At 37.3% G+C, this 17653-nt stretch carries 20 protein-coding genes; 15 read left to right on the forward strand and 5 right to left on the reverse strand.

The window, feature by feature from the left end:
* The first annotated feature begins 128 nt into the window (after positions 1-128).
* Together TYM08_RS12785 and TYM08_RS12790 are read left to right on the forward strand one after the other, a co-directional pair.
* A complete protein-coding gene (locus tag TYM08_RS12785; protein ID WP_422379534.1) occupies positions 129-881 on the forward strand; it encodes an electron transfer flavoprotein subunit beta/FixA family protein in 753 nt (250 codons plus the stop codon).
* Positions 878-1801 carry an electron transfer flavoprotein subunit alpha/FixB family protein gene (locus TYM08_RS12790; protein WP_422379535.1) on the forward strand — a complete coding sequence of 308 codons (924 nt, stop codon included), beginning with the start codon at positions 878-880 and terminating at the stop codon, positions 1799-1801. Before TYM08_RS12785 ends, TYM08_RS12790 begins: the two co-directional genes overlap by 4 nt.
* A gap of 87 nt (positions 1802-1888) precedes the next feature.
* On the opposite strand, the gene fabV is transcribed toward TYM08_RS12790, so the two are convergent.
* A complete protein-coding gene (gene fabV, locus TYM08_RS12795; RefSeq protein WP_422379536.1) occupies positions 1889-3067 on the reverse strand; it encodes an enoyl-ACP reductase FabV in 1179 nt (392 codons plus the stop codon).
* A gap of 158 nt (positions 3068-3225) precedes the next feature.
* On the opposite strand from fabV, the gene TYM08_RS12800 reads away from it, so the two are divergent.
* Positions 3226-3837: a GDSL-type esterase/lipase family protein gene (locus tag TYM08_RS12800; RefSeq protein WP_422379537.1), complete on the forward strand. Its 612-nt coding sequence runs from the start codon at positions 3226-3228 to the stop codon at positions 3835-3837.
* A gap of 6 nt (positions 3838-3843) precedes the next feature.
* Here the strand turns inward: TYM08_RS12800 and hisD are convergent, their stop codons facing one another.
* From hisD to TYM08_RS12820, 4 genes are all read right to left on the reverse strand, one after another.
* Positions 3844-5145, reverse strand: coding sequence for a histidinol dehydrogenase (gene hisD / locus TYM08_RS12805; protein ID WP_422379538.1), 1302 nt, complete (start codon positions 5143-5145; stop codon positions 3844-3846).
* A 4-nt stretch (positions 5146-5149) separates the two neighbouring features.
* Positions 5150-6415 (reverse strand): UDP-N-acetylglucosamine 1-carboxyvinyltransferase, encoded by a 1266-nt coding sequence (gene murA, locus TYM08_RS12810; protein WP_422379539.1) that lies wholly within the window; start codon positions 6413-6415, stop codon positions 5150-5152.
* 9 nt (positions 6416-6424) lie between these two features.
* Positions 6425-6646: a BolA family protein gene (locus TYM08_RS12815; RefSeq protein ID WP_422379540.1), complete on the reverse strand. Its 222-nt coding sequence runs from the start codon at positions 6644-6646 to the stop codon at positions 6425-6427.
* 118 nt (positions 6647-6764) lie between these two features.
* Positions 6765-7421 (reverse strand): MlaC/ttg2D family ABC transporter substrate-binding protein, encoded by a 657-nt coding sequence (locus TYM08_RS12820; RefSeq protein ID WP_422379541.1) that lies wholly within the window; start codon positions 7419-7421, stop codon positions 6765-6767.
* 94 nt (positions 7422-7515) lie between these two features.
* Between TYM08_RS12820 and TYM08_RS12825 the strand changes: the two genes are divergently transcribed.
* The 12 genes from TYM08_RS12825 to hslV all read left to right on the forward strand — a co-directional run bounded on the left by TYM08_RS12825 (position 7516) and on the right by hslV (position 17651).
* Positions 7516-8487 (forward strand): KpsF/GutQ family sugar-phosphate isomerase, encoded by a 972-nt coding sequence (locus tag TYM08_RS12825; protein ID WP_422379542.1) that lies wholly within the window; start codon positions 7516-7518, stop codon positions 8485-8487.
* Positions 8484-9092 carry an LPS export ABC transporter periplasmic protein LptC gene (gene lptC, locus TYM08_RS12830; protein ID WP_422379543.1) on the forward strand — a complete coding sequence of 203 codons (609 nt, stop codon included), beginning with the start codon at positions 8484-8486 and terminating at the stop codon, positions 9090-9092. Before TYM08_RS12825 ends, lptC begins: the two co-directional genes overlap by 4 nt.
* Positions 9089-9610 carry an LptA/OstA family protein gene (locus tag TYM08_RS12835; protein WP_422379544.1) on the forward strand — a complete coding sequence of 174 codons (522 nt, stop codon included), beginning with the start codon at positions 9089-9091 and terminating at the stop codon, positions 9608-9610. The genes lptC and TYM08_RS12835 overlap by 4 nt, the downstream gene beginning before the upstream one ends.
* Positions 9607-10338: an LPS export ABC transporter ATP-binding protein gene (gene lptB, locus TYM08_RS12840; RefSeq protein WP_422379545.1), complete on the forward strand. Its 732-nt coding sequence runs from the start codon at positions 9607-9609 to the stop codon at positions 10336-10338. The genes TYM08_RS12835 and lptB overlap by 4 nt, the downstream gene beginning before the upstream one ends.
* Positions 10339-10359: 21 nt before the next feature.
* On the forward strand, positions 10360-11862 hold the full coding sequence (locus TYM08_RS12845; RefSeq protein WP_422379546.1) for an RNA polymerase factor sigma-54: 1503 nt from the start codon (positions 10360-10362) through the stop codon (positions 11860-11862).
* A 23-nt stretch (positions 11863-11885) separates the two neighbouring features.
* Positions 11886-12335 carry a PTS IIA-like nitrogen regulatory protein PtsN gene (gene ptsN / locus TYM08_RS12850; protein ID WP_422379547.1) on the forward strand — a complete coding sequence of 150 codons (450 nt, stop codon included), beginning with the start codon at positions 11886-11888 and terminating at the stop codon, positions 12333-12335.
* Between the two features lie 5 nt (positions 12336-12340).
* Positions 12341-13192 carry an RNase adapter RapZ gene (gene rapZ / locus TYM08_RS12855; RefSeq protein ID WP_422379548.1) on the forward strand — a complete coding sequence of 284 codons (852 nt, stop codon included), beginning with the start codon at positions 12341-12343 and terminating at the stop codon, positions 13190-13192.
* Between the two features lie 2 nt (positions 13193-13194).
* Positions 13195-13464 carry an HPr family phosphocarrier protein gene (locus TYM08_RS12860; protein WP_422379549.1) on the forward strand — a complete coding sequence of 90 codons (270 nt, stop codon included), beginning with the start codon at positions 13195-13197 and terminating at the stop codon, positions 13462-13464.
* 100 nt (positions 13465-13564) lie between these two features.
* Positions 13565-14929 carry a magnesium transporter gene (mgtE, locus tag TYM08_RS12865; protein ID WP_422379550.1) on the forward strand — a complete coding sequence of 455 codons (1365 nt, stop codon included), beginning with the start codon at positions 13565-13567 and terminating at the stop codon, positions 14927-14929.
* A gap of 18 nt (positions 14930-14947) precedes the next feature.
* Complete coding sequence (yjgA, locus tag TYM08_RS12870) at positions 14948-15505, forward strand: ribosome biogenesis factor YjgA (RefSeq protein WP_422379551.1); 558 nt, start codon at positions 14948-14950, stop codon at positions 15503-15505.
* 98 nt (positions 15506-15603) lie between these two features.
* Entirely contained in the window at positions 15604-16983 is a 1380-nt protein-coding gene (gene ppnN / locus TYM08_RS12875) for a nucleotide 5'-monophosphate nucleosidase PpnN (RefSeq protein ID WP_422379552.1), read from the forward strand.
* Between the two features lie 140 nt (positions 16984-17123).
* Complete coding sequence (hslV, locus tag TYM08_RS12880; RefSeq protein WP_422379553.1) at positions 17124-17651, forward strand: ATP-dependent protease subunit HslV; 528 nt, start codon at positions 17124-17126, stop codon at positions 17649-17651.
* Positions 17652-17653 lie beyond the last annotated feature (2 nt).

Below are 17653 nucleotides of genomic sequence, written 5' to 3' on the forward strand. Positions count from 1 at the left end.
CGCATTTTACCTGATGCAAGCCTCGAGTGACAGCACGTAAAGACCTAAATTTATTTTGTGTAATGAAATGTAAATTCTCAAATCTCTACTATACTTTTAAATACCCATTTTTTAGATGAGATAAAACAATGAAAGCATTGGTCGCCATTAAACGTGTGTTGGACTATAACGTCAAAGCACGCCCAAATGATCAAGGGACAGCGGTTGAGCTTGCCAACTGTAAAATGTCCATGAATCCATTTTGTGAAATTGCCGTCGAAGAAGCGATTCGCTTAAAAGCCAAAAAGGCGATTGACGAAATTATTGTTGTCAGTATTGGTAATGAAAAATCGACAGAGCAGTTACGCTCGGCGTTAGCGCTAGGTGCGGATCGCGCGATGTTAATTCAAACGGATGCAAAATTATCATCATTAGCAGTCGCAAAAGTATTAAAACAAATCGCGCAAAAAGAAGGTGCGCAAATGGTGTTTTTAGGCAAACAATCCATAGACTCTGACAATAACCAAACAGGACAAATGCTGGCGGCGCTCATGGATTGCGCTCAGTTTACCTTTGCTAGTGAAGTAAATGTCAATGGTGACAGCGTTGAAGTGACTCGAGAAGTTGATACTGGGTTAGAAACATTAAAAGGTGGATTCCCCTGTGTGATCACAACGGATTTGCGTTTAAACGAGCCTCGTTTTGCAAAATTACCAGACATCATGAAAGCCAAGAAAAAACCCTTAGATAAAACCATGTTAAATGAATATGAAGTATCTGAAGCATCAGCCGTCGAAATTTTAGAAGTCATGGCGCCATCAAAACGCACGGCAGGTGTAAAAGTTGCAGACGTTGATGAACTTATTAATAAATTAAAAAATGAAGCGAAGGTGATTGCATGAGTACTTTAATTATTGCCGATGTTGTTCAGGGACACTTAGATGCAGGTGTTGCTAAATTAATAGGCGCGGCTCAAAAAATATCCGGTGACATTCATGTGTTAATCGCAAGTCACGATGATAGCGCATTGGAGCAAGCTAAAAAATTATCATCCATTGATAAAATTATTTCAGTGATTCATTCAGGCTTTGAGCATATTACCGCAGAAAATGTCGCGCCTTTAGTGGTGAGTGTCGCAAATGATTACACTCACATAATCGCCAATACTTCGATGCAGGGTAAAAATGTATTACCAAGAGTGGCCGCGTTATTAGATACCGAACAAGTATCTGACGTCATTGAAATATTAGGTGACGATACTTTTAAGCGATCATTTTATGCAGGTAACGTTTTAGCAAAAGTAAAAGTCAATAGTCCTAAAAAAATATTAACTGTTCGTGCCACCGCTTTTGACGCAGTTGAATCAGGCAGTTGTGCAAATGTGGATTCAATAGATTACACACCTGGTGATTCAAAAGTCAGTTTTGTCAGCGCGCAAATTAGTGAATCAACAAGACCAGAATTAACCAGTGCACCTATTGTGATTTCAGGTGGACGAGGCATGCAAAATGGCGAAAACTTCGCCATGCTTGAAAGAGTCGCTGACAAATTAGGCGCGGCAGTGGGCGCTTCACGTGCTGCGGTTGATGCGGGTTTTGTACCTAATGATTTACAAGTTGGGCAAACGGGTAAAATCGTTGCGCCTGATTTATATATTGCGGTGGGTATTTCGGGAGCCATTCAACATTTAGCAGGCATGAAGGACTCAAAAGTGATTGTGGCGATTAATAAAGATCCCGATGCACCGATATTTCAAGTGGCGGATTATGGTCTTGTGGCTGATCTTTTTGATGTGTTGCCAGAATTAGAATCTAAATTATAATTTCAATTTTTGAACAAAAAAAAAGAGCCTATTTTTTCAAGTAGGCTCTTTTAAATTTATGTATATTAAAAACATTCACATTAATAGTTAAACTAACGTTTCAACATCTTCCTCATAATCAACCCCATCAATTCCAAAACCGAATAAACGGAAGAACTCTTCTTGGTATGCTTTGAAGTCAGATAATTCTTCAAAGGTTTCAGTGGTACATTTATCCCACAACGCTTCCACTTTTGATTGAATCTCAGGACGTAGCTCTTTTAAGTCCATACGGATACGGCCATCTTCATCAAGGGTTAATGCAGAATCATCATACATTTCGTCTTTGAATAAACCGTGAACTTGTTCGATACACCCTTCGTGTGATCCGTCTTCTTTCATTACTTTGAACAAAATAGACAGGTATAAAGGCATAACTGGAATCGCTGAAGACGCTTGTGTCACTACTGCTTTTAATACTGAAACATAAGCTGCGCCATTGTAAGCACCTTTTAGTTTTTCAGAAATTGCTTTGGCTGCACGATCTAAATCTTCTTTGGCTTTACCGATCGTTGCGCCTTTGTAGATTGGCCAAGTTAATTGCTCGCCAATGTACGTGTAAGCGGTTGTTTTAACATCTTGCGCTAATACGTCAGCTTTGGTTAATGCATCTATCCAAAGTTCCCAATCCGCGCCGCCCATTACATCAATGGTACCTTGAATTTCTTCAGCACTTGCAGGCTCTAGTGTAATGTCACTTACCACTTTTGTATCAGTGTTTAAGTTTTTGCGTGTCACACTTTTACCAATTGGCTTAAGTGTTGAGCTAAAAATTTGATCTGAATCTGGATCTTTACGACGAGGTGCTGCTAATGAGTAAACAACTAAGTCGATTTTGCCCATGCTTGCTTTGATTTCGTCAATAACGGTTTGCTTAGCTTCGTGACTGAATGCATCTAAGTTAAACGTATGTGCATAAAGACCGGCAGCTTTTGCTTCTTTTTCTAAAGCAACGGTATTGTAGTAACCCGCACTTGCAGTTTTGCGCTCTGTTGGCGGTTTTTCAAATTGAACACCTAATGTGTTCGCGCCAGAACCAAATGCAGCTGTAATTCTTGAAGCTAATCCATAACCTGCAGAACAACCAAGTACTAATACATTTTTTGGGCCTTTTTGAGCAGGCGTATTATCTTTAACATATTGAATTTGCTCTTTAACATTTTGAGCACAGCCCACTGGGTGAGCAGTTGTACAAATAAAACCACGAACTTTTGGTTTGATAATCATAAATTAGGTTCCCTAACCAGAGTAAAATACGAGCCTAGTTTACGCAAGAGCCTTGCTTGTCGCCAGTTTTTTTAAGGTTTTTGTCGGGCAAAAACAGCTTTATGGTGATTATTGGATTTATTGTCTAGATTTAAAGAACACTACTTAGATAATTAGCCATGATAAAGCCGCCCGTTCGAACTCGTGAACATTTACTGTTTATTGGTGACTCACTTATTTTAAATCCATATGACCCAACCACCATTGGTTGGACAGGCCGTTTAAATATGATGGCCACTAAGAAAAACCCAGATATTCAATATCATAATTTGGGCATTTTAAATGAAACAAGCGAGCAGTTGCATTCACGTTTAGAAATGGAATGGAATTTACGATTTTTTGAAGATGATCATTGTTTTGTTGTGATTCACACAGGCATGTATGACACCTACGCAAGAGCAGGAAAAGCAGCGGTGCCTTTAACCCAAACCATTGAAAACTTAACGGCAATGTTTGAGTTTTTAAAACCCAAGGCTAAGTGTTTATTATTAGGCCCGACTCCGGTTTTAGACCCTGAAACGAATCAGCGCATAAAACGATTAAATACAAATATGCAGGAATTTTGTAAGAAAAAACACATTCATTTCGTGAATCTATTTTTGTTATTACAAAATGATGTGGCGTTTAAAAGAAAGTTAGCGCAATTTCCAAAACAAGTGGATTTTGCGCCTTTTTATGAAAAGATCGCCAGCCATATTGGTGACGATTCAGGATGGTGGTTCAAAAAATAAACTTAATTATTTACGGTATGCAGCACTTTTAGCATGAGCTTGAAGCCCTTCACTGTAACCAAAACTTTCTGCAAGTTTGGCCACTTCTTTAGCGCCATTTTGCGAACAGTTAATAATCGAAGTACGTTTTTGAAAGTCATACACACTTAGCGGTGAGCTGAATCTTGTTGTACCTGATGTTGGTAATACATGATTTGGACCCGCTGCATAATCACCAAGGGCTTCAGCTGAATACCTTCCAACAAACATCGCACCTGCATGATGGATACCATCTACAAATTTTTGCGTGTCTTCAACGGATATTTCAACATGCTCTGCTGCAACGATATTACCCACTTCAATGGCTTGCTCATCGTTATCGACCACAATCACCAATCCACGATCTTTTAAAGATTGCTTTATGATCTCATGTCTTGGCATTTCATCTATTAGTTTTTCCATGCTCGCGATGACTGCTTTTGCAAACATTGCATCTTGAGTCACTAAAATAGATTGCGCATCGGCATCATGTTCAGCTTGAGAGAACATATCCATGGCAATCCAATCCGGATCGGTTTTACCATCACAGATGACTAATATTTCAGATGGACCTGCCACCATATCAATGCCAACCGCGCCAAAAACTTTTTGCTTGGCAGTGGCAACATACGCATTACCAGGACCTGTAATTTTATCTACTTTTTTAATGGATTGAGTACCATAAGCAAATGCAGCTATGGCTTGAGCGCCACCAATACAATACAGTTCATCCACTTGAGCAACATGCGCCGCCCCTAATAAAAAGTCATTCACTTTTCCATCAGGAGAAGGCGACATCATAATCAAATCTTTTACACCGGCCACTTTTGCAGGAATCGCATTCATTAGAACAGAAGAAGCCAACGGCGCAAGACCTGCGGGTGCATACAACCCTACTCGCTCAATAGGGGTGACTTTTTGGCCTAAAGTGTTTCCAAGTGCGTCTTGATATTCAAAAGATTCAAAGCTTTGCTTCTCATGGTAATCACGAATGCGCTTAGCGGACTCAACTAAAGTATGTTTTTCTTCGTCGTTTAACTTATTAAACGATACTTCAAAATCAGCAGGCTTTAAGGCAAGTTCACTAATAGAACTTACATTTAAACGATCAAATCGATTGGTATATTCAATCACTGCATCATCGCCACGTTTTTTTACGTCAGCTAGAATTTGATCCACACGACTAAGCAGATCAGTATCCGCCACTTCATCCATTGATAAAAACCCACCTAAGCGCGCTTTAAAATCGGCATCGTTATAATTTAATTCATTAATGCTTATTTTGGACATACTGCTATTTTCCTACCACTCTTGTAATTTTTGCACCTAATTGGCGTAATTTCTCTTCAATGCACTCATAACCACGATCAATATGGTAAATACGATCCATTGATGTTTCGCCTGTTGCCACTAATCCGCCTAATACCAAACTTGCGGATGCACGTAAATCGGTTGCCATAACTGGCGCAGCCTTTAATTGTTTCACACCAGTAATGACCACTGTGTTACCGTTGATTTTAGCGTCACAGCCCATTCGAATTAATTCATCAATATGCATAAAACGATTTTCAAAAACAGTTTCTTTAATTGTACTGACACCATTTGCCACGGCATTCATCACACAAAATTGCGCTTGCATATCAGTAGGAAAAGCAGGATATGGAGCCGTTGTCACATCAACAGACTTAAGCACTCGATCTGTCATATCTGCAACAATCACATCACCTTTGATTTCAATATGCAATCCCGCTTCTTCAAGCTTCATTATCACTGCATCTAATGTTGTTGGGTCCGTATCTTTTAATGTAATTTTTCCACCAGTCATTGCCGCTGCAACGAGATAAGTACCCGTTTCTATGCGATCAGGCATCACACTATATTCACAACCATGAAGAGACTCCACCCCTTCTATTGTTATTTTATCTGTTCCATGTCCCGTGATTTTGGCACCCATTGCAATGAGTAAATTCGCCAAATCAATCACTTCAGGTTCACGAGCAGCATTTTCTAATATAGTTATGCCCTCTGCTAAAACAGCGGCCATCAATACATTTTCAGTTGCACCAACAGAAACCATATCGAATAAAATCTTAGCACCCTTTAAACGACCATTGCTTTTAGCTTTGATAAAGCCATCTTCAACTTTAATGGTTGCACCCAGCGCTTCTAATCCACGGATATGTAAATCAACAGGCCTAGAGCCAATTGCACAACCACCAGGTAACGACACATTAGCCTCACCGTAATGAGCAAGTAACGGCCCCAACACAACAACCGAAGCGCGCATGGTTTTCACCAACTCATAAGGAGCCGTTACGCTATGTAACGGTTTTGCACATATTTGTGCACTCATATCTTCATTGATAATTACTTCAACCCCCATAGTGCCAAGCAACTCAATCATGGTGGTCACATCATGAAGATGCGGTAAATTTGATAAAACAATCGGTTCTTTTGACAATAATGTTGCAGCTAAAATTGGCAATGCAGCATTTTTGGCACCGGAAATACGAATGGAGCCATTTAATTTAGCCCCACCAGAAATTAATAACTTATCCATTTTATTGCCTTATGATTCGGTTGAAAGCGACATTGTGACTGCGTGAACTTCACCAGAGGCAATGACATCATTTAAACAACCGTAAACTAATTGCTGACGCTTAACTGGCATTAACCCTTTGAATTTATCGCTTTTGATAGTGACATGAAACTTAGCGCCCTCACCTTCCACACTAACATGTTGATCTTCAAATTGACTTAATAATAACTCTTTAACTTGTTGCGGTGACATAGCAATTCTCTGTAATTTAATAAAAAACGACCAATTTTAGCTTTTTTGAAACAAAAAAAACACATACCTGAAAAGATATGTGTTTTTTAAATTAGTTCTATTTATTTTTAATTCGTTATTATTTGTCTCTAAAGCTGGTTTGCTCGTAAGAATCTTGAGTGGTTTTTACCCATGCATCGATGGCCGCATCTAAATCATTATCATTATCTGACATCACTTGATTAAATTGATTGGCGAACATAATTCCCAAATTGATACCGTTAAATTCAATGTTTTGAATCAACCATGCCTCATTGCGCTTTGAATAATATAAAGACTGAACCATTGGATATTTAGGCCCATCAGGTGAAATAACATCTAAGTAAATACGTGTATTTTTATAAGTATTTTTTTGATTATCACGACTTGAAACAATTTTAACGTCATAACCAACAAAATTAACCATGCCTGCTGCATAAGTTTGAACCATTGAATGAGTAAATGCAGTAATAAAGCGTATTTTTTGTTCTCTAGTCGCATCCTTATAAAAACTGCCCATTACTTTAGTTGCAATCTGTTGAAATCCAATCACCGGTTTTAATTGCTCTATCATGATATCAATGAATTCTTGTTGATTTTCGATTCCACCTGAAGCACCAATATTGCTTTCTATGGTAGATAGCACCATATTAACACCATCTTCTACTGCTTTTTCAGCAGGTACAATCTCTGTTTCTGCCCAACTAAATGAAACCAAAGCAAGCAATGTAGATAACGCGATAATTATTTTTTTCATTTTTTATATTCCTGTAGATCGATAACTGGTTCAGCAAAAGCTTATATTAAGGTATCATCAAGCTCAACTACTAATATGACACTTATGAATTTTTATGACTAATTTCGACTTCTCAAAAAGCGCGCTTCGAACTATTGATTTAGAAGCTAAAGCCATAGCATCATTATCGCAAAGTATAACTGAAGATTTCCTGAACGCCTGCCAATTAATTTTAAATTGCCAAGGGCGAGTAATTGTCACTGGTATGGGTAAATCAGGACATATTGGCAATAAAATGGCCGCAACCTTTGCAAGTACTGGCACTCCATGCTCATTTGTCCACCCAGGAGAAGCCAGTCATGGTGATATGGGGATGATTACAAGCAAAGATATTGTCATCGCACTTTCTAATTCAGGTGAAGTTCAAGAAGTGGTATCTATTATCCCATTATTAAAAAGAATGGGAGTTAAATTGATATCTATCACTAGTAAAAATGATTCGACCCTAGCTCAAGCCAGTGACTTTCATTTAAATAACCAAGTGACCCAAGAAGCCTGCCCTTTAAATCTTGCGCCGACATCAAGTACAACGGCGACATTAGTGTTAGGTGATGCATTAGCTATAGCATTAATGGAAGCACGTGGTTTCAGTGCCGATGATTTTGCGTTTTCTCATCCTGGCGGTTCTTTGGGTAAAAAACTACTATTAAAAGTCAGCCAAATTATGGCCACCGGCGATCAAATCCCTAAAGTATGCTTAGGGGATAGCTTTACTGACGCATTGTTAGAAATGAGCGCAAAAGGCAAAGGTATGACCTGTGTAGTTGATGCTCAGGATCAACTTGTTGGTATTTATACAGATGGCGATTTAAGACGCTCAATTGCACAAAATATATCATTTCACGAATCGTTAATTGATGAAGTAATGCACGCTGCGCCAAGTACAATATCCATGGAAACTTTAGCCGCTCAAGCTTTATTTCAAATGGAAGAAAAAAGTATAACTAGCTTAATTTGTGTCGATTCAGATCAAAACATTGCTGGAATTATACATTTACACGATTTAATAAGAGCGGGGGTTGCGTGATAACAAAGTCTCAATTTTCAAAACTTTTTATTTATGGCATCATTATTTGTATCAGCTACACATTAATTGTATTTAATTTTAAACAATCAAATATCAATGATACTGATTTAATTCCTAAAAATAGCGCAAGTGACATTAAATTGAGTGCAATCAACATATATCAGACACAATATGATGAAATAGGGGTAAAAAAAATCGACATCAAAGCTGAAGTATTTACTCAATATAATTCAAACAAACAAGAATTTTCAAACCCTCAGTTTTATTTTTTCTCAAAACAACATAACCAAAAAAGCCAGTCCTCTGTTTTAAATTGGGTCATTACTTCAGATCAAGCACAAATCAACCAACCAAATATTATTGAAGTGATTGGAAACGTAGAAGGTAATCGAACAATTGGTTCTGAAATTTCTTTTAATACTGATTGGTTAAATTATGATGTCATCAATAATACTGCATCTAGTGATGCGGACATTATTATTTGGCAACAAGATAATACAACTGAAGCGACAGGGTTCGATGTTAGTTTGATTTCAAATAAAATCGATATCCAACTTCATAATAACGTAAGATTTAATGTTTTAGAAGGCGACAACTCATTATGACTTTTAAAAATAAAAAACACTTCTGTTCACTACTTAGATCATTTTTTTTAATTGTGTCTTTTTTAGTAATCAGCCCGGTAATTTTTGCGCAAACATTCCAAATTCTTGCAAAATCAACAAGCATCCGCGAATTAGAAAATGAGCTTTTAACCATTCATTTAAAAGCAGTAGCAAGCAATGCGGAAATTAAAATAATTGGAGATATTTTAGAAGATCACCGCGATCTAGAAACCAGCACCACTCAATTTTTGGATGTAAAAGGCAGCCCTGCTCAGATTGAATTAACCAATGAAAAACAACAACGCATCGTTGTTACTGCTGATCACATTACCTATGAAGTCATCACAGGGCTCATTATTGCTCAAACCCATGCCAAAATCACTTTTGGCACCAACTACACTAAAGGTCATAAAATCACCTATGCACTTGATGGATCAACTAGGGAATGTTCAAGTGACCTGTCCAAGCCCGATAGTTTTTGTGAAACGGTTTATGATTCACAAGAGATAGTGCAATGAGTACACGTACTTTAATCGCTAAAAATTTAGCAAAGACCTATTCCAAACGCCCGGTTGTTATTGATGTGTCTATTGAAGTTGAACAAGGGCAAGTTGTCGGTTTACTAGGTCCCAATGGTGCGGGGAAAACTACATGTTTTTATATGATAGTAGGTTTGGTGAATCAGGATAAAGGTCAAATTTTCATCAATAATATAGACATCAGTCAACAACCAATGCATATTCGAGCTCAAAAAGGGCTAGGGTACTTACCTCAAGAAGCATGCGTTTTTAGAAAATTATCAGTTGAAGATAATATTTTAGCTATACTTCAAACAAGAAAGAATTTTAGTAAAACTGAACAAAAACAAAAGCTTGAATCATTATTGAATGAGTTTAATATTCAACATATACGTAAATCGCTTGGCATGGCATTGTCCGGCGGAGAAAGAAGACGGGTTGAAATTGCTCGTGCATTAGCGATGGATCCTGCATTTATTTTACTTGATGAACCCTTTGCAGGTGTCGATCCTATTTCTGTAAACGATATTAAAGATATCGTCAAACAATTAAGCAACAAAGGCATCGGTGTGTTAATTACTGATCATAATGTGCGAGAAACGCTTGATATCTGTGAAAAAGCGTATATTGTCGGTAATGGTCACATTATTGCTAGTGGCGATGCAAACAGCGTTTTGCAAAACCAATTAGTTAAAGATATTTATTTAGGCGAACAGTTTACGTTGTAATCAGAGTAATTATAATAAAATATGAAAACTTCACTTCAATTAAAAATGGGCCAGCATCTTACGATGACTCCCCAGCTTCAACAAGCCATCCGTTTATTACAACTTTCCACGCTCGATTTGCAACAAGAGATCCAACAAGTACTTGAATCCAATCCAATGCTTGAAGTAAATGACGAAGAGCCTTCTGCAAATAACAATGAACAAGATCAAAATTCACAAAAAAGTGCTGAAAATGAAATATCCGAACCCAATAAAATAGAAGAAACAGATTCACAATGGGAAGAAAATATCCCTGACGAATTAGCGGTTGATACTTCATGGGACGATATTTATCCAAATCTACCCACAAATATGTCAGCACCTTCTGGTGACGATATTAATTTTGATAGCTTTCGAAGTGAAACTGAGGATTTACAAGATCACTTATTTTGGCAATTAAACTTAACCCCGATGAATACTCGTGATCGAATCATTGCTGAATCGATAATTGAATCCTGTGGAAATGACGGATATTTAAAATCCACAATTGAAGAAATTTTCTCAGGCCTTTCAAATGAATTAAATGAAGAAGGTATGAATGAAGAACAAATGCTTGAATTAGATGAACTAGAAGCCGTTCTTCATAGGGTGCAACAATTCGATCCACCTGGTGTGTGCGCCATAGATTTAAGTGACTGCCTAACAATTCAACTAAAGCAACTGCCTCTTCAAACAGAATATTTAGAACAAGCGAAATTGATTGTTAAAGACTTCCTTCCTCAATTAGGTTCTCGTGATTATCAAAACATCTTACGTAAAACAAAATTTAAAGATACTGAGTTGCAATCTATTTTAGTACTCATACAATCGCTTAACCCTCGCCCAGGGGACAGTATTTCCGAAGACCAAGCCCAATATGTTGTTCCAGATGTATTTGTTCGTAAAGATATCGAAAACAATAAATGGCTAGTAGAATTAAATCCAGATATCGCGCCAAAATTACACATTAATAGTGGGTATGCTGAGTTAATCAAACGTAATGATGCTTCAAGTGATAATGATTATTTAAAAACAAATTTAAGTGATGCCAAGTGGTTTATTAAATCTTTACATAGCAGAAATGAAACGTTACTTAAAGTAGCAACAAAAATTGTTGAACATCAACGTGGATTTCTAGATTATGGCGAAGAAGCTATGAAACCATTGGTATTGCATGATATCGCACTTGATGTCGACATGCATGAATCCACCATTTCAAGGGTTACTACTCAAAAATACATGCACACCCCAAGAGGTATTTTTGAATTGAAATATTTCTTCTCTAGCCATGTTTCCACTGCAAATGGCGGAGAGTGCAGTTCAACGGCGATTCGAGCAATGATTAAAAAAATAATCAGCGAAGAAAACACAAAAAAACCTTATAGTGATAGCAAATTAGCAACATTATTAGATCAGCAGGGAATTAAAGTTGCACGAAGAACCATTGCAAAGTATCGTGAAGCGATGCATATTCCACCTTCAAATGAACGAAAAAGTTTAATGTAACGGATTGAGTTAGTGACTGTATTATGATTCAACTTAAAAATATATTAACGGCCGAAAGAACCTACATCATGGATCTTGGCTCAAGTAAAAAACGCGCAATTCAAAGTATTAGTCATGAAATTGCTAAAAATTGCACACAATTAAATGAAAATCATATCTTTGATCATTTAATTGCAAGAGAAAAACTTGGAAGCACTGGATTTGGAATGGGTGTTGCCATGCCACATTGCCGCTTAGATAACTGTGACAAAGTGATCGGAAGTTTTTTTAAACTTTCTGATCCTGTTGACTTTGATGCACTTGATAGCCAAAAAGTCGATTTGATTTTTGTATTACTTGTTCCAACTGAAGCCGCTAATGAACACCTTCAAACCTTGGCAGCAATTGCAGAAAAATTCAGCCAAGCCGATTTTTTAAGCGCTTTAAGAGACTGCAATGATTCTTCAAAAATTTTTGAACTATTAAGTAATTAATTATTATGAAATTAATCATTTTAAGTGGTCGTTCAGGTTCAGGTAAAAGTACAGCATTACAAGCATTAGAAGATGCTAAGTTCCACTGTATCGATAATTTTCCAGTTTCCATGCTGTTGGATTTACCTAAAAATTTACAAGAAAATGACGACATTCAAAATCTTGCATTGTGTATCGATGCGCGTAATAGCGCAAAGTCATTAAAAAAATTCGCTCATACTTATAATGAATTATCTCAAGACATCGATACTGACTTAATTTTCTTAGATGCCGATCCTCAGACATTATTTAAACGATTCAGCACAAATCGTCGACGCCACCCCTTAACAAATGACAATACCTCCTTATCTGAAGCCATTGAAATTGAAAAATACATACTCAAACCGCTTGAAGATTTTTCTCAATTAAAAATCGACACATCAAAGTTAAGTGAACAACAACTCAGAACAGTGATACGTGACAGGGTTATTAAACACGAACAATCTCACCTTTCTCTGCAATTTATCTCATTTGGGTTTAAACACGGGGCTCCCACCGACGCTGATTTTGTATTTGATGTACGCTGTTTACCTAATCCTTATTGGAATCCCGATCTTAGAAGTTATACAGGACAACACCAGCCTATCATTGACTTTTTATCGGAACAGCCAGAAGTAAGTCAGATGTATGTTGATATTTTTAGCTTCATTGAAAAATGGATACCTCAATTTGAACAAAATAATCGATCTTATTTAACAGTTGCGATAGGATGTACAGGCGGCCAACACCGTTCTGTATATTTAGCAGAAAAATTAACTAAGGGCATGCAAACTAAACATGTAAATGTTCAAGTTCGCCACAGGGAATTAGGACATTAATTTTGATTGAAGCAAAAATAGAAGTCATCAACAAACTTGGATTACACGCCCGTGCAGCGGCCAAGTTGGTCGGAGTAGCAAATCAATTTAGCTCAAACATCCTTCTAGATAAAGCAGGCAAAACCGCTAATGCAAAATCTATCATGACTGTAATGATGCTAGGTGCAGCTAAAGGCACTATTTTGGATGTGAGTGCTGAAGGAAAAGACGAACAAGCTGCAATAGATGCCATAAAAACCATATTTAATAATTATTTTGATGAAGGTGAATAACCCAGCGTTATTTCCATATTCATAGATTCTTTTTCTTTCTCTTTATTCTGCTCTTACAAATCGCTACACTTACGCGTTTTTTGCCCACTACACTTCAATTATGCCATCTCATTTTGAACAATCGCAATTAGAACAATACTCTTTACTTCTAAATCAATCGATTCTCGAAGAAAATTTTGCTGCTTTCAAACAATTAACCGAACAAGAGCTTAATCCTTCAAATTTAGCTTATATAATTGAATCCAACCCAAGTAATCAAAGAATTGCCATATGGGAAAATTTAACAGAATCGATTCAATATGAAATCATTCCTTATTTAAATGATGAATTACAGGCATCATTTTTAAAAAACCTTTCCCCCGAAAAGATCAAAACCGCCACGCAAGATTTAGAGCGCGATGATTTAGCCGACATACTTCAACAGTTACCGGATCGTATTTCGGATCAAGTACTTGGAGTAATGACCCCTAAAGATCGAAAAGATATGGAAGTATTACTTTCATACGATGAAGATTGCGCAGGCGGTTTGATGAACACAAACTTCATCAGTGTAAGAGCAAATATCACCCTAGAAGTGGTTTTACGTTTTTTACGTAGGCATTCAGACTTACCCGAACAAATGGATTGTGTATTTGTCACTAGCCGACACGAAAAACTGGTTGGTATTTTACATTTAAGTAAGTTATTAACTCATGAGCCAGATTTAACTGTACGTGAAGTCATGAATTCGGACATAGAAGGGATCAAAGTTAACACCTCTTCAAATGAAGTTGCCCACCTTTTTGAACGTCACGACTATGTTACTGCGCCTGTTGTATCCAATGATGGTACTTTAGTTGGCTGGATTACAGTGGATGACGTGTTAGATGTTATTCGCGAACAAGCCGATCATACTGTTTTATCTTTTGCGGGCTTAGATGAAGAAGAAGATACATTTTCACCTGCTTTTAAAAGCTCGCAGAGACGCGCTCTTTGGTTAGGTATCAACCTTTTAACTGCACTATTTGCTTCTGCCTGTGCGTTTTTATTCGAAGCTACCCTTGATGAAATTGTTGCCCTAGCAGTATTGATGAATCTCACTCCTTCTATGGGTGGCATAGCAGGTACTCAAACACTAACGATTGTCATTCGTGGTTTAGCATTGGGGCACATTTCAAAAAACAATATTCGCTGGTTACTTGGCCGCGAATTAATTGTTGGATTTAACAATGGTTTATTATGGGCAAGTGTAATTGGTATTGCCGTATATTTTTGGAAAGCGTCCATTGGATTATCCATTATTATTGGCGTTGCCATTTGGATAAATTTGATTATTGCGGTCATTACAGGCACCCTTCTACCCATTTATCTTAAAAAGAAAGGCATAGACCCTGCATTATCAGGTGGCGTAATTTTAACGACCATTACTGATGTAGTTGGAACTTTTATTTTTTTAGGCTTAGCAAGTATTGTCTTGTTGAGTTAATTACAGTTAGGCTATTTTATGAGTGATTTTGAATATTTAGATGATGATGAAGAAGAAATCATCAGCAAAACCCAAATTAAAAAAGAAGCACAATTGCTTCAAGATTTGGGTATCCGTTTAATGGAAGTTAAAGAAGGTTATTGGAAAAATTTTCCACTTTCTGATCGACTTCTGACCGCATTAGAAGAAAGTAAACGCATTCCAAGTCATGAGGCAAAACGTCGCCATGCTCAATTTGTTGGTCGATTAATGCGATCTGCCGATATTGCCGAAATTGAAAAACAACTAGATTTATTAGATTCCAGCAGTACGGTATTTCAACAAGTATCCTCTGAAGTTGAAAGGTGGCGAGAATTATTATTAACTCAACCAGACTCCTTAACTGATTTTATTACTGAATTTCAACCTCAAGACATACAATCATTACGTCAATTGATTCGCGCTACACTAAAAGAGCAAGAAAAGAATGATAAAGAAAAACAAAAAGCAGATTTACAGCAACGTAAACCACAATTTATAGTCAAATCTCGTAAAACTTTGTACAAATCTTTGAAGCAAATTATCAGCTCTAAATAACTATTTGTCTGGAATTGTGATGGTTTGTAATATTTTTGCTAAACTTAAATGCAAACGTGTATATAAATAACAAAAATAAGGCAAATAAGGGAGTTTTTATGTCAGACCACAAGTTAAGTGCATCCATTACACCAAAACGCTCGATGGAAATGCTTTCGCAACGAGAGGTGTTACTTCTTAAAAAAACAGGAGAAGGCAGTTTATATGAAATTTTTCGATCTTGTTCATTGGCGATCTTAAATGTCGGCTCTGAATGCGACGATGCGAAAATTTTACTGGCACAATATGAAGACTTTGATATTGAAATCAAACAAGAAGATCGCGGATTAAAATTACAATTAACCAACGCCCCCTCCTCGGCTTTTGTTGATGGTCAAATGATCGCATCTACTCGAGAAATGTTATTTAGCTGTTTACGTGATTTGGTTTTTACTCAAGCTAAATTACAAATGAATCCGCTCCCCTTAGAACAAAGTGATGATATTACAAATTATGTTTTTCACCTTTTACGAAATGCAAATGCTTTAAAAGCAGGTCGATTGCCTAATATCGTTGTTTGCTGGGGCGGTCACTCCATTGTCAGAGAAGAATATGAATACACTAAGGCCGTTGGTCATGAGCTTGGTTTACGCGGATTAAATATTTGTACAGGTTGTGGACCTGGAGTCATGAAAGGCCCAATGAAAGGGGCCACTATTTCTCATGCAAAACAACGAATTTATAATGCACGTTATATTGGATTAACTGAGCCGGGGATTATTGCAGCAGAAGCACCCAACCCAATTGTTAATGAATTAGTAATCATGCCAGATATCGAAAAGCGCCTAGAAGCTTTTGTACGCCTTGGGCATGGAATATTGATTTTTCCTGGCGGTGCAGGCACCGCTGAAGAGCTTCTATATATTCTTGGTATATTATTACATCCTGACAATAAAGACATACCTTACCCTCTAATTTTAACGGGTCCGGCTTCTAGCGAAAAATATTTCCAGCAATTGCACGAATTCATCAATACCACATTAGGTTTTGAAGCGCAGCAACATTACAAAATCATAATTGATAACCCAGAACAAGTATCTAAAGAAATGAAAGTGGGCATGCAAGCAGTTGAAGATTATAGAAAAATAAATTCCGATGCATTTCATTATAATTGGGCGATTAAAATAGATCATGATTTTCAAGTTCCATTTGAGCCCACCCATGAAAATATGGCTAGCCTTCGTTTATATAAAGATATGCCCACTCACAAACTAGCAGCGAATTTACGTCGAGCATTTTCTGGGATAGTTGCGGGAAATGTGAAAGCTCAAGGCGTGAATGCCATAGAAAAACATGGACCGTTTGAAATATCAGGTGAACCATCAATTATGAAACCTTTAGATAAATTACTAGGTGCTTTTGTCAAACAAGGCCGAATGAAACTACCAGGAACCAAATACACCCCTTGTTATATAGTCAAAACAGACACAGCCTCATAAAGAGGCTTTTTTTTATTCAAATGATTATGATTACCCCCCTAATCAACCATGTATTCATCTTTTTTACTTGAAACCCCCTAACTTGCCCTCATACTAAATTTAATTTTTAAAATTATCTTTTATAAAAACAGGACATCAAATTGACTACGATAGTATCAGCACGTAAAAACGGCCAAATAGTAATAGGCGGTGACGGCCAAGTTTCACTTGGTAATACAGTCATGAAAGGCAACGCTCGCAAAGTAAGACGTTTGTTTAATGACCAAGTTATTGCAGGATTTGCAGGCTCAACCGCAGATGCGTTTACCCTTTTTGAAAAATTTGAAAGCTACTTACAACAACATGGCGGTCAATTAACACGCTCTGCGGTTGAGCTTGCAAAAGAATGGCGCAGTGATCGTGCATTACGTAAATTAGAAGCGATGTTGATTGTGGCAAACGAAGAAGCATCTTTAATTATTTCTGGTAATGGTGATGTGGTAGAGCCCGAACATGGCGTAATCGCTATTGGTTCAGGGGGCAATTATGCAACTGCTGCGGCACGTGCATTGTTAGATAACACGGATTTATCTGCAAAAGAAATCGTTGAAAAAAGCCTAACATTAGCCGCTGATATTTGTGTGTTCACTAACCACAACCAAATTATCGAAGTATTAGAGAGCAAATAATT

It is taken from the genome of Marinicellulosiphila megalodicopiae, assembly GCF_045862395.1.
GTDB lineage: Bacteria > Pseudomonadota > Gammaproteobacteria > Pseudomonadales > Natronospirillaceae > Marinicellulosiphila > Marinicellulosiphila megalodicopiae.

What these genes read in the sequence shown, in the direction of transcription:
- hisD (WP_422379538.1), bottom strand. Translation starts at nt 5,145, where the DNA reads ATGTCCAAAATAAGCATTAATGAATTAAATTATAACGATGCCGATTTT.
- TYM08_RS12820 (WP_422379541.1), bottom strand. Translation starts at nt 7,421, where the DNA reads ATGAAAAAAATAATTATCGCGTTATCTACATTGCTTGCTTTGGTTTCA.
- TYM08_RS12825 (WP_422379542.1), top strand. Translation starts at nt 7,516, where the DNA reads ATGACTAATTTCGACTTCTCAAAAAGCGCGCTTCGAACTATTGATTTA.
- TYM08_RS12815 (WP_422379540.1), bottom strand. Translation starts at nt 6,646, where the DNA reads ATGTCACCGCAACAAGTTAAAGAGTTATTATTAAGTCAATTTGAAGAT.
- fabV (WP_422379536.1), bottom strand. Translation starts at nt 3,067, where the DNA reads ATGATTATCAAACCAAAAGTTCGTGGTTTTATTTGTACAACTGCTCAC.
- TYM08_RS12835 (WP_422379544.1), top strand. Translation starts at nt 9,089, where the DNA reads ATGACTTTTAAAAATAAAAAACACTTCTGTTCACTACTTAGATCATTT.
- murA (WP_422379539.1), bottom strand. Translation starts at nt 6,415, where the DNA reads ATGGATAAGTTATTAATTTCTGGTGGGGCTAAATTAAATGGCTCCATT.
- TYM08_RS12800 (WP_422379537.1), top strand. Translation starts at nt 3,226, where the DNA reads ATGATAAAGCCGCCCGTTCGAACTCGTGAACATTTACTGTTTATTGGT.
- TYM08_RS12845 (WP_422379546.1), top strand. Translation starts at nt 10,360, where the DNA reads ATGAAAACTTCACTTCAATTAAAAATGGGCCAGCATCTTACGATGACT.
- ppnN (WP_422379552.1), top strand. Translation starts at nt 15,604, where the DNA reads ATGTCAGACCACAAGTTAAGTGCATCCATTACACCAAAACGCTCGATG.
- TYM08_RS12790 (WP_422379535.1), top strand. Translation starts at nt 878, where the DNA reads ATGAGTACTTTAATTATTGCCGATGTTGTTCAGGGACACTTAGATGCA.
- lptB (WP_422379545.1), top strand. Translation starts at nt 9,607, where the DNA reads ATGAGTACACGTACTTTAATCGCTAAAAATTTAGCAAAGACCTATTCC.
- ptsN (WP_422379547.1), top strand. Translation starts at nt 11,886, where the DNA reads ATGATTCAACTTAAAAATATATTAACGGCCGAAAGAACCTACATCATG.
- mgtE (WP_422379550.1), top strand. Translation starts at nt 13,565, where the DNA reads ATGCCATCTCATTTTGAACAATCGCAATTAGAACAATACTCTTTACTT.
- rapZ (WP_422379548.1), top strand. Translation starts at nt 12,341, where the DNA reads ATGAAATTAATCATTTTAAGTGGTCGTTCAGGTTCAGGTAAAAGTACA.
- yjgA (WP_422379551.1), top strand. Translation starts at nt 14,948, where the DNA reads ATGAGTGATTTTGAATATTTAGATGATGATGAAGAAGAAATCATCAGC.
- TYM08_RS12785 (WP_422379534.1), top strand. Translation starts at nt 129, where the DNA reads ATGAAAGCATTGGTCGCCATTAAACGTGTGTTGGACTATAACGTCAAA.